The following is a 12,912-nucleotide window of genomic DNA, read 5'->3' as shown; positions in this document are numbered from 1 at the left end:
GGCGGTCGACCCGGTCGGGGGGTCGGCCGCCACCGCTGCTGTCGCGCCCCTGAAGACGGCCCTACTGCTCGAGGTCGGCGCGCATGGCGGCGAAGAGCTTGGCGGCCGCGGCGGGGGTGGACTGCGGGAAGAGCGCGACGGCGGCGGTGGAGGAGTCGGCCCAGCCGCAGAGTGCGTCGGCGCCGTAGGGCAGGCATTCGAGGCTGCCGCCGAGCGGGCCGGCCGCGTAGGCGGTGCCGGTGCCGGGGTCGCCCTTGGAGCCGTTGCCGGCGGCGTAGTCGATGAGGCCGCGCCACAGGTGCTCGCGGCGCTTGTTGGTGTCCTCGGGGACGTTGTCGACGCCGACGAAGAGGATGCGGCGGCCGGAGGTCTGGCCGATCCGGTCGTAGTTCTCGACGACGAGGTTCATGCCGTCGCGCATCTCGCCGGGGTCGACGGGGACGTCGGTGACGGTGCCGTCGCCGGTGGACTTGGTGAGGCCGCCGGCGTGCTGGGCGGAGACGACGGTGTGCTTGCCGCCGGCCTTGGCGCTCTGCTTGGCGGTGGCGGACGGGGCGGCGGCGGGGCTGCTGGGCGCGGTGGCGGGGGTGGTGGTGCCGGCGGGCGGCGGGGCGTCGGCGGTGGTGCCGGCCTCCGGGTCGCAGGCGGTGAGGGTCAGGGCGGCTGCCAGGGCGCCGGCGGCGAGGAGGCTGCGGGCGGTGCGGGGTCCGATGCTCGGCACGGTGTCTCCTGGGTGCGTGGTGGGCGCGGGCTGCTCGACCCGACGCCGACAGACGCTAGCGGCCGGCGGCCCCGGCCCCGGGGGCCTTGTCCGTCCCAGAACCCCATCGGTACACATCGGTGACACGGTGACAGCCCGGTGCGGTGGCGGAAACGCCGCGGCGGGCACCGGGAGTCCCGGTGCCCGCCGCGTGCCGTCGGGGTGTCAGGCGCCGATCCTCAGGTCGCGCAGCAGCTTGGCGACGTGGCCGGTGGCCTTGACGTTGTAGAGGGCGTGCTCGACCTTGCCCTCCTCGTCGACGACGACGGTGGAGCGGATGACGCCGACGACGGTCTTGCCGTACAGCTTCTTCTCGCCGTAGGCGCCGTACGCCTCCAGCACCGACTTGTCCTCGTCGGCGACCAGTGTGACCTTGAGGTTCTCCTTCTCACGGAACTTGCCGAGCTTCTCCGGCTTGTCGGGGGAGACGCCGATGACGTCGTAGCCGGCGCCTGCGAAGACCTCCAGGTTGTCGGTGAAGTCGCAGGCCTGGGTGGTGCAGCCGGGGGTGAGGGCGGCCGGGTAGAAGTACACGATCACCTTGCGGCCGAGGTGGTCGGCGAGGGACACCTGGTTGCCGTCGGCGTCGGGCAGGGTGAAGGCGGGGGCGGTGTCGCCCGCCTTGAGGCGCTCGCTCACGGTGGATCTCTCCTCGTGCTGGACGGGTGGTCGTACCCCGGCAAACCTACCCCTGTTGGTGGGTGGCGCTGCGCGGCGCGTGTGGCGAGCTGACACACTGTGCGTGTCGCACAGGACAGCATCAGTGATTGGGGTGGCTCTCGTGGCCCAGGCGAGCAAGGACAAGGCGGCGCGGACGACGGCCCAGATCGAGGCGGACATCGCGCAGGCCCGTGAGCGGCTCGCGACGACGCTGGACGAGCTGGCGATGCGGGTGCACCCCTCGACGGTCGCGGCGCAGACGAAGGCCCGGATGCTCGGGGCTGTGGAGCAGAAGGCCGGCCGTGCGTACGTGGCGGCCAGTGGGGCGCTGGAGCAGGTGAAGGCCGGTTTCACGGACGAGAAGGGCCGGCCGCGGCCGGAGCGGGTGGTGCCTGCGGCGCTGGTCGGTCTGGGTGTGGTGCTGCTGGTGGCGTCGACCCGTCGGCGCCGCCGCGGCTGAGCGCGTCGGGGAGGGGCCGGGACGCAACTGCGTCCCGGCCCTTTCCGTATGGCGGGCACCGGCGGGCCCGACGTGCACCCGGGGGCCGTCGGGCGGGTACGGTCGGGGCGTGAGCAAGAACCACGAGCAGAGCGCGCAGTACGACGAGTCCCGGCACGAGCGGCTGGGGGAGAAGCTGCCGATCAGGATGTTGCACGACCGGGTGCTGGTGAAGACGGAGGTCGGGGAGGGGGAGCGCCGTTCGACGGGCGGCATCCTCATTCCGGCGACGGCGGAGCTGTCGCGGCGGTGCGCCTGGGCGGAGGCGGTGGCGGTCGGCCAGAGCGTGCGGTCGGTGGAGCCGGGGGACCGGGTGCTGTACGACCCGGAGGACAAGCTGGAGGTCGAGGTCCGCGGGGCGACGTACGTGCTGCTGCGAGAGCGGGATCTGCATGCCGTGGCGGCCGAGCGGCTGACGGGGGCGGAGGGGTCGACCGGCCTCTACCTGTGAGACCGGGGCCCGTGCGGCCGGGCCCGTGCGGTGGGCGGCCGGGGCCGCCGGCCGGGAGGGCCGGCGGCGGGATCAGAGTCCGGCCGGGCCGGTGGGCCGGGGTGCGGGGGCTGGTGCGGGCGCTGCGGCGGGCCGGCCGGCCGCGGGGCGCTTGGGGGCGGGTGCGGGGCGCTTCGGTGCGGGGGCCTTGGGCTTCGGCTTCGGCTTGGGCTTGGGCTTGACGGGCTGGGGTGCCTTGGGGGCCTGTGCGGTGGGGGTGGGCGGTTCGGTGTTGCCGGGGCCGGGCTGCAGGTCGAACTGGGTGACGGGGGTGCCGCCGAGGGCGCTGGCCATGTAGGCGGTCCAGATGCGGGCGGGGAAGGTTCCGCCGTTGACGCGTTCGTACCCGGCGGTGCCGGCCAGGGACTCCTTGGCGTGGGTCTTGGTGTTCTCGCGGAACAGGCCGACGACGGAGGCGAGTTCGGGGGTGTAGCCGGCGAACCAGGCGGAGCGGTTGTCGTCGGTGGTGCCGGTCTTGCCGGCGGCGGGGCGGCCGAGTGCCTGGGCGGTGGCGCCGGTGCCGTTGGGGCCCGCGGTGTCGCGCAGGACGTCGGTGACGGCGTCGGCGCTGGTGCGGCTGACGGCGGTGGTGGCGTCGTGCGAGGGGAGCGGGGGCTTCTCTCCGGTGGCGGGGCGGTCCAGGGCGGTGACGGCCCAGGGGCGGACGGCCTGGCCGTGGTTGGCGAGGGCGGCGTAGACGGCGGCGAGGTCGAGGGCGCTGGGGGTGGCGGTGCCGAGCGTCATGGAGCTGTGGTCGGGGTCCATGCCCTGGAGGCTGTCGGGGAGGCCGAGGCGGATGGCGGTGCGGCGGACGTTGTCGAGTCCGGCGTCGATGCCGAGCTGGGCGTAGACGGAGTTGACCGAGCGCATCATGGCCTGGCGCAGGGTGATCTGCCCGTGGTCCTCGTCGTCCTCGTTGGGCGGGGCGTAGGGGGTGGGGCCGCCGACGACGAGGCGGCCGCTGGTGCCGTCGTAGAGGGTCTGGGTGGTGATGGGTTTGCCGTCCTGGGTGGTGCGGTCCCCTTCGAGGGCGGCGGCGAGGTCGATGGGTTTGAAGGTGGAGCCGACCTGGTTGTCCTGCCGGAGGGCGTCGTTGTAGGGCTGGACGGCGTAGTCGGGGCCGCCGTACGCGGCGACGATGCGGCCGGTGGCGGGTTCGACGGAGGCGCCGGCGACGCGGACGTCGGTGTCGGTGCGGGGGCGGCCGACGGGGTCGAGTTCGGCGGTGAGTTCCTGTTTGACGGCGTTGACGAAGGCGTCCTGGCGGTTCTTGTCGAAGGTGGTGGTGATGCGCCAGCCGCCGGCTTTGAGGGTGGCGGTGTCGAGGACGCCGGTCTGGGTGAGCCAGTCGTCGGCGATGTCGACGAGGTAGCCGGCCTGGCCCTGGAGTCCGCCGGCGGCCTTGGGTTCGAGGACGTCGGGGAAGGCGGTGGCGGCGCGGGCGGCCGGGTCGAGGAAGCCGAGGGTGACCATGCCGTCGAGGACGTAGTTCCAGCGGGCGACGGCCTTGTCGCGGTTGGCGGGTGAGGCCGTTTTGACGTCGTAGGCGCTGGGGGCCTGGAGGAGGGCGGCGAGGTAGGCGCCCTGGGCGACGTCGAGGTGGGCGGCGTCGGTGCCGAAGTAGGCGCGGGCGGCGGTCTGGATGCCGTAGGCGCTGCGGCCGAAGTAGCTGGTGTTGAGGTAGCCGGCGAGGATGGCGTCCTTGCTGTCCTGGCGGTCGACCTTGAGGGAGATGAAGAGTTCCCGGACCTTGCGGGTGAGGGTCTGTTCCTGCGTCAGGTAGTAGTTCTTGACGTACTGCTGGGTGATGGTGGAGCCGCCCTGGAAGGCGCGGCCGGATGCGCCGAGGTGGGTGGCGTTCTGCCAGGCGGCGCGGACCATGCCTTTGAGGTCGATGCCGCGGTTGCGGTAGAAGGTGCGGTCCTCGGCGGAGACGACGGCGTTGCGGACGTGGTCGGGGATCTGCGAGAGGGGGACGTCCTCGCGGTTGACGGCGCCGGTGCGGGCGATCTCGGTGGTGCCGTCGGCGTAGTAGTAGACGTTGCTCTGGGCGAGGGCGTGCGCGTTGGGGTCGGGCACGGGGACGGTGAGGTAGAGGGCGGCGAAGGCGGCCGCGGCGAGCAGCAGGGTGCCGGCGAGGGCGGCGAGGGCGGTCCGCCAGGTGGGGAGGAGGCGGCGCCAGCGGGGGAGGCTGCGGCGGTGTTCGCGGCGGGCGAGGCGGCGCAGGCGGCGGTGTTCGCGGCGGGTCGGCGGCTGCGGGCCGGTCTCGCGGGGGCGGCCGCCGTCGCGGTGGGGGCGGCGCGGGCCGGGGGCGCGGCGGGGTGCGGTGCGGGTAGGGGCGCCGGATGCTTCGGCGGAGGTGCCGGCAGGGGTGTCGGTGGTCCGCTGGGCGGGCGGGTCGGTGCGCGTGGCGGTGTCCTGCCCGGGGCGGTGGTCGCTGTCGCCCGCCGGGTTGTTGGCTCGCTGCGCTCGGTTCATGGGGCAATTATGGGCGATTTGACCCGTAATCAGGTGTTTTCGCCGGTCGGCCCGGCCGTGCCGGAATTCGGCTGCGGGAGCGGTGGCCCGGCGCTACGGTGAAAGGTGACAACCGCATAGCGCAGCGCAAGAGGCCAGCTCCGCCCGCCGTCCCCGGACCCCCGGGGTGTGCCGGTCGGAGCCGATCGCGGCTGCCCGTGCGCCCGCACGGGCGGTCGGCATGCGCGTGCGCCGACGGGCCCGCGACTGCGGGCCGAAAAGTCGACAAGGAGACAATATGTCGAGTGTCGAAGGGTCCGCCGGGACCGACAGGGAGAAACCCGGGAGGGCGGCGGCCGCCGATCCGCCCGGACGTGCCCCGGGCGGCGCCCTCGCCGTCCACCGGGCCGTGGCGGCCGGCGCCTTCCGCCGCTACTCCACCTACCGCGCCGCCACCGTCGCCGGCGCCGTCACCAACACCGTCTTCGGCTTCATCCTCGCCTACACCTTCCTCGCCCTCTGGCAGGCCCGACCCGGCCTCGGCGGCTACGACACCGACCAGGCCGTCGCCTACATCTGGATCAGCCAGGCCCTGCTGGTCACCGTCGCCGTCTGGGGCGGCGGCTTCCAGGACGACATCCAGGAGCGCTTCCGCACCGGCGACATCGCCGTCGACCTCTACCGCCCGGTCGACTTCCAGGCCTGGTGGCTCTCCGCCGACCTCGGCCGCGCCGCCTTCCACCTGCTCGCCCGCGGCACCCTCCCCACCCTCGCCGGCGTGCTCGCCTTCGGCATCCGGCTGCCCGGCTCCCCGCTGGTCTGGGCGGTCTTCCTGCTGTCCGTCCTGCTCGCCGTCACCGTCAGCTTCGGGCTGCGCTTCCTCGTCGCCCTCACCGGCTTCTGGCTGCACGACTCCGAAGGGGTGCGGGCCGTCGTCCTGGTGGTCGCGATGTTCTTCTCCGGCATGCTGCTGCCCATCACGCTCTTCCCCGGGTGGCTCGGCGACCTCGCCGCCGTACTGCCCTGGTCCGCACTGATCCAGATCCCCACCGACGTCCTCCTGGAACACCGCACCGGCACCGCACTCGCCGCCGGCCTCGCCTTCCAGCTCGCCTGGGCCGCCGTCCTGCTCGCCCTCGGCCGGGCCGTCCTCGCGCTCGCCGTCCGCAAGGTGGTGGTGCAGGGTGGCTGACGTCCCCACCGCCCGCCCCTCCCGGTGGGCCACCGCCCGCTGGGCCGTCCGCGCCTGGTGGCTGATGGCCGGCATGTGGACCCGCTCGACCATGTCCTACCGGGCGTCCTTCGCCCTCATGCTCACCGCCAACCTCGCCATCACCTCCCTCGACTTCCTGGTCGTCGTCCTGATGTTCCGCCACACCGACACCCTCGGCGGCTGGACCCTCCCCGAACTCGGCTTCCTCTACGGCACCTCCGCCCTCGCCCTCGGCACCGCCAACCTCTTCGTCGGCTCGATCGACGCCCTCGGCGACCGCATCCGCACCGGCGCCCTCGACACCATGCTGGTGCGGCCCGCACCCGCCCTCGCCCAGCTCTGCGCGGAACGCTTCTCGCTGCGCCGCCTCGGCCGGCCCGTCCAGGCCGCCGCCGTCCTCGGCTGGTCGATCACCGCGCTGCCCGTGCACTGGACGGCCGACCGCATCCTGCTCGTGCCCGCCCTGCTGGTCTGCGGCAGCGTCATCTTCGCCTGCCTGTTCGTCGGCGGCGCCACCCTGCAGTTCTGGTGGGGCGAGGCCCGCGAGCTCCAGAACTCCCTCACCTACGGCGGCGCCACCCTGCTCCAGTACCCGCCCACCGTCTTCGCCAAGGAACTCGTCGCCGGCACCGTCTTCGGCATCCCGCTCGCCTTCGTCAACTGGCTGCCCGCCCTGCACGTCCTCGGCCGGCCCGACCCGCTCGGCCTGCCCGCCGCCTTCCAGTACGCCTCACCGCTGGCCGCCGCCGTCTGCGTCCTCGCGGCCGCCCTCGCCTGGCGGGCCGGCCTGCGCGCCTACCAGGGCACCGGCACCTGACCCCCGCCCGACCCCGCAGCACCGCCCGCCGACGAACAGGAGCCCACCATGGCACTCATCGAACTCGACGACGTCCGCCGCACCTTCACCGTCCGCACCCGCGCCGGGCGGTTCCGCCGCGAACGGCGCGAGGTGCACGCCGTCGACGGCCTCAGCTTCACCGTCCGCGCCGGCGAATGCGTCGGCTACATCGGCCCCAACGGCGCCGGCAAGTCCACCACCGTCAAGATGCTCACCGGCATCCTCGTCCCCACCTCCGGCCGGCTGCGCGTCGCCGGCGTCGACCCCGCCCGCGACCGCACCGCCCTCGCCCGCCGGATCGGCGTCGTCTTCGGCCAGCGCACCACCCTCTGGTGGGACCTCCCGCTGCGCGACTCCTACGAACTCGCCCGCCGCATCCACCGCATCCCCGACGCCCGCTACCGCGCCAACCTCGACCGCTGCGTCGAACTCCTCGACCTCGGCGCCATCCTCGACACCCCCGTCCGGCAGCTCTCGCTCGGCCAGCGGATGCGCGGCGACCTCGCCGCCGCCCTCCTCCACGACCCCAGCGTGCTCTACCTCGACGAGCCCACCATCGGCCTCGACGTCGTCAGCAAGGCCAAGGTCCGGGCCTTCCTCCGCGAGGCCAACCGCAGCCGCGGCACCACCGTGCTGCTCACCACCCACGACCTCGTCGACATCGAGCAGCTCTGCGACCGCGTCATGGTCATCGACCACGGCCGGCTCGTCCACGACGGCGACCTCGACGGACTGCACACCGCCGGCGAGAGCGAGCGCACCCTGGTCGTCGACCTCGCCGAGGCGCACCCGCCGATCCGGGTGCCCGGCGCCCGGGTGGTCAAGGTCGACGGCCCCCGCCAGTGGCTGGCCTTCCCCGCCCGGGAGAGCGCCGCGCCGATCGTCGCCGCGGTCGCCGCCCGCTACCCGCTGGCCGACCTGTCCGTCCGCGAACCCGCCATCGAGGACGTCATCGCCCGGATGTACGCGGGCGCCGTCATCGGCTGAACCGCCCGGCCCGCCGGCCCCGCCCCCTGATCGCCGCCCGGCCCGGTGACGCGATCAGGACGGCGGGCGCGGGGCAGACTGTCGGGGTGAGCGTCGAACAGAGAACCGGAACGGCCTCCCGACCTCCCGGCGGGGTCAGCTTCACCGAGGCCGACGAGCGCAAGCGCCAGGGCGTACGGCGGATGAAGACCATCGCCACCGGCCTGCTGGCCTTCGCCACGGCCGTCTTCGCCCTCGCCACCTGGGCCTCCGCCGCCGGGGCCGGCGCCTGGGCCGGCTACGTCGCGGCCGCCGCCGAGGCCGGCATGGTCGGCGCCCTCGCCGACTGGTTCGCGGTGACCGCGCTCTTCCGCCACCCGCTCGGCCTGCCCATCCCGCACACCGCGATCATCCCCACCAAGAAGGACGCCTTCGGCAAGTCCCTCGGCGACTTCGTCGGCGACAACTTCCTCTCCCCGTCCGTCGTCCGCGCCAGACTGGAGGCCATCGGCATCGCCCGCCGGCTCGGCGAGTGGCTCGCCGCACCCGGCAGCGCCGAACGCGTCACCCGCGAGGCCGCGGCCGCCCTGCGCGGCGTCATCGCCGTCCTGCGCGACGAGGACGTGCAGGCCGTCGTCGCCGAGGCCGTCACCCGCCGGGCCGCCGCCACCCCCGTCGCCGAACCCGCCGGCCGCCTGCTCGGCAAGGTCGTCGCCGACGGCGGACACCACGGCGTGGTCGACCTGGTGAGCGTCCGCGTCCACCACTGGCTCACCGAGCACCACGAGGACATCGTCCAGCGGGTCACCAGCAAGACGCCCGGCTGGACGCCCAAGTTCATCGACCACCAGGTCGGCGAACGGGTCTACAAGGAGCTGATGCGGTTCGTCACCGACATCCGCGACGACCCCCGGCACCCCGCCCGCGGCGCCATCGACAACTTCCTCGCCGACTTCGCCACCGAGCTCCAGCACGACCCCGACACCATCGCCCGGGTCGAGCACGCCAAGGCCGACCTGCTGGAACGCCCCGAGGTGCAGGACCTCATCGCCTCCTCCTGGGACGCCGTCCGCACCCTCGTCCTCGGTGCCGCCGAGGACGAGCAGAGCGAACTGCGCCGGCGCCTGCGCGACGGCCTGCGCTCCCTCGGCCGGCGGCTGGCCACCGACCCCCGGCTCCAGGCCAAGACCGACGGCTGGCTGCAGGACGCCGCCGCGTACGTCGTCGAGACCTACCGCGAGGAGATCACCGCGCTGATCTCCGACACCGTCGCCGGCTGGGACGCCGACGACGCCTCCCGCAAGATCGAGGCCAACGTCGGGCGCGACCTCCAGTTCATCCGGATCAACGGCACGGTCGTCGGCGCGCTCGCCGGGCTGCTCATCCACACCGTCGCGGTCGCCCTCGGCGGGTAGCCCGGTCCGCTGGATAGCATGCGATGTCCGCCGACGTACGAAGGAGCAGAGCGGTGACCGAAGGCAACAAGGGGATCGAGGCGTTCATCGCCGCCATGCCCAAGGCGGAACTGCACGTGCACCACGTCGGGTCCGCGTCCCCCCGGGTGGTGGCCGAGCTGGCCGCCCGGCACGAGGGCCGCAGCAAGGTCCCGGTCGACCCGCAGGCCCTCGCCGAGTACTTCACCTTCACCGACTTCGCGCACTTCATCGAGGTGTACCTGAGCGTCGTCGACCTGATCCGCGACGCCGAGGACGTCCGGGCCCTGACCTACGGCGTCGCCGAGGACATGGCCCGCCAGCACATCCGCTACGCCGAACTGACCATCACCCCGTACTCCTCGGTCAGCCGCGGCATCCCGGACGTCGCCTTCATGGAGGCCATCGAGGACGCCCGCAAGGCCGCCGAGAAGGAACTCGGCGTCGTGCTGCGCTGGTGCTTCGACATCCCCGGCGAGGCAGGCCTGGCCGCCGCCGAGGAGACCGCCCGCCTTGCCGTCGACCTCGCCCCCGAGGGCCTGGTCAGCTTCGGCCTCGGCGGCCCGGAGATCGGCGTGCCGCGCCCCCAGTTCAAGCCCTACTTCGACCGGGCCCGCGCCGTCGGCCTGCGCAGCGTCCCGCACGCCGGCGAGACCACCGGCCCGCAGACCGTCTGGGACGCCCTGCGCGACCTCGGCGCCGAGCGGATCGGCCACGGCACCCAGGCCGTCCACGACCCCGCCCTGGTCGACCACCTCGGCGAGCACCGCATCCCGCTGGAGGTCTGCCCGACCTCCAACATCGCCACCCGGGCCGTCGAGCGGATCGAGGACCACCCGATCAAGCAGATGGTCGACGCCGGCCTGCTCGTCACCGTCAACAGCGACGACCCGCCGATGTTCGGTACCGACCTGAACACCGAGTACGCCGTCGCCGCCCGCCTGCTCGACCTGGACGAGGCCGGGGTCGCCGCCCTCGCCAAGAACGCCGTCGAGGCCTCCTTCCTCGACCCGGCCGGCAAGGCCCGGCTGGCCGGCGAGATCGACGCCCACCTGGCGGCCTGGAAGGGCTGAACCGCCCGGAAGCGCCGAGACGGCCTCCCCGGGAAGCACCCGGGGAGGCCGGGGTGGGAACAGCCCCCGGGGGAGGGGATGTTGTGACCGTCGGGTGACGAGTGCGTACCGATAGCAGCCGTGCGGCCCGACCCCCTGACGGGGTGTTGGCGGCGGCCGCTATGTTACGGGTGGTGGTTGCTGCCGCCCGTCGGTGCGCGCAACCGATCGGATGGTGACGGACCCTGATTCCGGGGGTCGACAAGATGTGGTGAACGGCGGGCCGTGCCGGGCCGGCCGGACACGGGGGAGGTTGGATCGATGGTCAGCGCAGCGGCGGATTCGGGCGGCGGCGGAAGCAACACGAACGGCATCTTCTACAACGTGGTCTCCACGGTGACGGCCGCTCAGACCGCGGCGATGGTCGCCCAGTCCCAGGCACTCGCCGGGCAGGTCGGCGCCCAGGCCGTCAAGGTCGAGGTCGAGAACCTGCAGACCTTCAAGAACAAGGTCGACGCGATCCTGAAGGACCTCGACGGCTCGCCCGCGAGTCACGGCGAGGTCTCCCAGCAGCAGCTGCAGTCCTGGCAGCTCGGCCAGAACTTCGGCCAGGCCGGCAGCCTGATGAGTGCCTACGCCACGGTGCACGCCAACCTGGAGCAGCTGTCGAAGACGCTCTCGATGCAGATCGAGGCGATGGGCGCCAGCATCGACATGGCGGCTCGCGGCTACGAGAACTCCGACGAGGAACAGCGGCAGAAGTTCCAGTCGATCCTCAACCAGGCGGACCAGCAGACCCAGGTGTCGTCGGCAGGCGGCTACCGGGCCGCCGCGGGCGGCGGCAGTCACGCGCAGCCCGCCTCGTACCCGCAGTCGGCCCCGCAGCCGTCCAGCGGCAACCAGCAGGTTTCGTACTGATGAGTGCTCCGGCAGCGGAGAGGGGGAGTGAGGCATGACCGAGAAGCGGTTCATCAGGCGGATCCACCGGGACGGCGACGACTTCGGCGGCACCAGCCACGAGCAGCTGGTGGCCATGGTCGACAGCGCGGACCCGGTGGCCGTCATGCAGGTCGGCCAGCGACTGCTGCTGGCCGCCCAGAAGATGGACGAGATCAGCAACGAGCTGCACGCCCACATGAGCGGCCTCGACTGGCAGGGCGAGGCGGCCGACAACTTCAGGACCTGGGGCGGCAACGTCTCCAGGTCCACCATGCAGCTGGCCGAGTACTCGCGGAACGCCGGCACCTACATGGCCACGGCCGGCGAGACCCTCAGCGAGGTCAAGCGGACGATGCCGGACGTGCCGACCTCCGACATGGAGATCGTCCGGCGGTACGAGGCCCAGCCCAACACCGCGGTCTCCGTCGGCGGCTTCATCGCGGGCGGCGCCGTCATGCCCGGCATCGGCAACGTGGTCGGCGGCTGGGCGGCCGACAAGGTCGCCAACATGGTCAGCTCCGACTGGGTGACGGAGGACGAGGCCCAGGCCGCCCGGAAGCGCATCGACCAGGCCCACCAGGACGCCGTCCAGCAGATGAACAAGCTGGGGCAGTCGTACGACCAGTCGGTCACGCGGCTGAACTCCGCGCAGCCGCCGGAGTTCCCGCCGGTGCCGGGTGCCGAAGGGCGGAACGACTCACAGAACGTGGACGTGGGCGGCGGCACCGGCGGTGTCGGCAACGGTACGGGCGGATCGCCCCGGTCCCCGCAGACGCCTTCGTGGAACCCGCCGTCCGGGCACCAGACGGTGCCGACGCCGCCCGTCCACCAGGTGCCGACCGGTCCCGGTCCGATCCAGACCATGCCGTACCCGGCGCCGCACATCCCGAGCACGGGCATCGACCATGCGCCGACGGTGCCGACCGCGCCGAACCCGAACCTGCCGAACCCGAACCTGCCCGGCGGGGGCTCGGTGGGGTCGCTGCCCGGCGGCGGCAACCTCGGCGGTGGCGGCGGTGGCGGCCACCTGCCCGGCGGCATGCCGCCCGGCGGCCTGGGTGGTCTCGGGGGCGGCGGCGGTACCGGTCGAGGCGGCAGCACCGCCGGGGCCGGCCGCGCGGGCGGCGCGGGTACGACCGGCGCCGGGGCGCGCCCGGGCGGTACCGCGGGCGGCAGCACCCCGACCGCGGGCCAGGCGGGCCGCGCCGGCGCTCCCGGCATGGGCGGCATGCCGCACGCCGGTGGTGCGGGCGGCGCGGGTGCCGGGCGCGGTGCAGGCGGCGGCGGGCGTGCGGGCGGCGGCCTGGTGGGCCGCTCCGGAGGCACGGTCGGCGGACGCCGCGGCCCGGCTGCGGGCGGCGAGTTCACCCAGGGCGGCACCGGTCTGCGCGGTCGCGCGGAGCGCGGTGCGGACGGCCGGTCGGGCCAGGGCGGCTTCGGCGGCGGCCACGGCGCTGCCGGTGCCGGGCGCAAGGACCGGAACCGCGGCAACCGTCCGGACTATCTCGTCGAGGACGAGAACACCTGGACGTCCGGCACGGGTCCGGTCAACCCGGGCGTGATTGAGTAGGAATCAGATCGACTGCCCGGCCGCGGGGCCACGAG

General features: G+C 73.7%; 12 protein-coding genes. 9 read left to right on the top strand and 3 right to left on the bottom strand.

Annotated features, from left to right (window positions below; all coding sequences use genetic code 11):
- Positions 1-61 precede the first annotated feature (61 nt).
- On the bottom strand, positions 62-721 hold the full coding sequence (locus tag AB0M03_RS02555; RefSeq protein WP_363487558.1) for a hypothetical protein: 660 nt from the start codon (positions 719-721) through the stop codon (positions 62-64).
- 204 nt (positions 722-925) lie between these two features.
- Positions 926-1,399, bottom strand: a complete 474-nt coding sequence (gene bcp / locus AB0M03_RS02550; protein ID WP_263105223.1) for a thioredoxin-dependent thiol peroxidase — start codon at positions 1,397-1,399, stop codon at positions 926-928.
- 142 nt (positions 1,400-1,541) lie between these two features.
- Between bcp and AB0M03_RS02545 the strand changes: the two genes are divergently transcribed.
- Positions 1,542-1,880 (top strand): DUF3618 domain-containing protein, encoded by a 339-nt coding sequence (locus AB0M03_RS02545; protein ID WP_363487555.1) that lies wholly within the window; start codon positions 1,542-1,544, stop codon positions 1,878-1,880.
- A 187-nt stretch (positions 1,881-2,067) separates the two neighbouring features.
- Positions 2,068-2,370, top strand: a complete 303-nt coding sequence (locus AB0M03_RS02540; RefSeq protein ID WP_363487761.1) for a co-chaperone GroES — start codon at positions 2,068-2,070, stop codon at positions 2,368-2,370.
- Between the two features lie 72 nt (positions 2,371-2,442).
- Here the strand turns inward: AB0M03_RS02540 and AB0M03_RS02535 are convergent, their stop codons facing one another.
- Positions 2,443-4,887, bottom strand: coding sequence for a transglycosylase domain-containing protein (locus AB0M03_RS02535; RefSeq protein WP_363487553.1), 2,445 nt, complete (start codon positions 4,885-4,887; stop codon positions 2,443-2,445).
- A 277-nt stretch (positions 4,888-5,164) separates the two neighbouring features.
- Between AB0M03_RS02535 and AB0M03_RS02530 the strand changes: the two genes are divergently transcribed.
- From AB0M03_RS02530 to AB0M03_RS02500, 7 genes are all read left to right on the top strand, one after another.
- The gene (locus tag AB0M03_RS02530) at positions 5,165-6,058 is read left to right on the top strand and encodes an ABC-2 family transporter protein (protein WP_363487551.1); all 894 of its coding nucleotides are present in this window, start codon (positions 5,165-5,167) and stop codon (positions 6,056-6,058) included.
- Positions 6,059-6,122: 64 nt separating this feature from the next.
- The gene (locus tag AB0M03_RS02525) at positions 6,123-6,896 is read left to right on the top strand and encodes an ABC transporter permease (RefSeq protein ID WP_363487759.1); all 774 of its coding nucleotides are present in this window, start codon (positions 6,123-6,125) and stop codon (positions 6,894-6,896) included.
- Between the two features lie 48 nt (positions 6,897-6,944).
- Positions 6,945-7,904 carry an ATP-binding cassette domain-containing protein gene (locus tag AB0M03_RS02520; RefSeq protein WP_363487549.1) on the top strand — a complete coding sequence of 320 codons (960 nt, stop codon included), beginning with the start codon at positions 6,945-6,947 and terminating at the stop codon, positions 7,902-7,904.
- An 86-nt stretch (positions 7,905-7,990) separates the two neighbouring features.
- Complete coding sequence (locus AB0M03_RS02515) at positions 7,991-9,298, top strand: DUF445 domain-containing protein (RefSeq protein WP_363487547.1); 1,308 nt, start codon at positions 7,991-7,993, stop codon at positions 9,296-9,298.
- A gap of 53 nt (positions 9,299-9,351) precedes the next feature.
- Positions 9,352-10,389, top strand: a complete 1,038-nt coding sequence (locus tag AB0M03_RS02510) for an adenosine deaminase (protein ID WP_363487545.1) — start codon at positions 9,352-9,354, stop codon at positions 10,387-10,389.
- A gap of 300 nt (positions 10,390-10,689) precedes the next feature.
- A complete protein-coding gene (locus tag AB0M03_RS02505; protein WP_363487543.1) occupies positions 10,690-11,286 on the top strand; it encodes a hypothetical protein in 597 nt (198 codons plus the stop codon).
- A 34-nt stretch (positions 11,287-11,320) separates the two neighbouring features.
- Positions 11,321-12,877, top strand: a complete 1,557-nt coding sequence (locus tag AB0M03_RS02500; protein WP_363487541.1) for a hypothetical protein — start codon at positions 11,321-11,323, stop codon at positions 12,875-12,877.
- Positions 12,878-12,912: the final 35 nt, after the last annotated feature.

The organism is Kitasatospora sp. NPDC051914 (assembly GCF_040680995.1).
Lineage (GTDB): Bacteria > Actinomycetota > Actinomycetes > Streptomycetales > Streptomycetaceae > Kitasatospora.
This window is presented reverse-complemented; position numbering and strand designations above follow the sequence as displayed.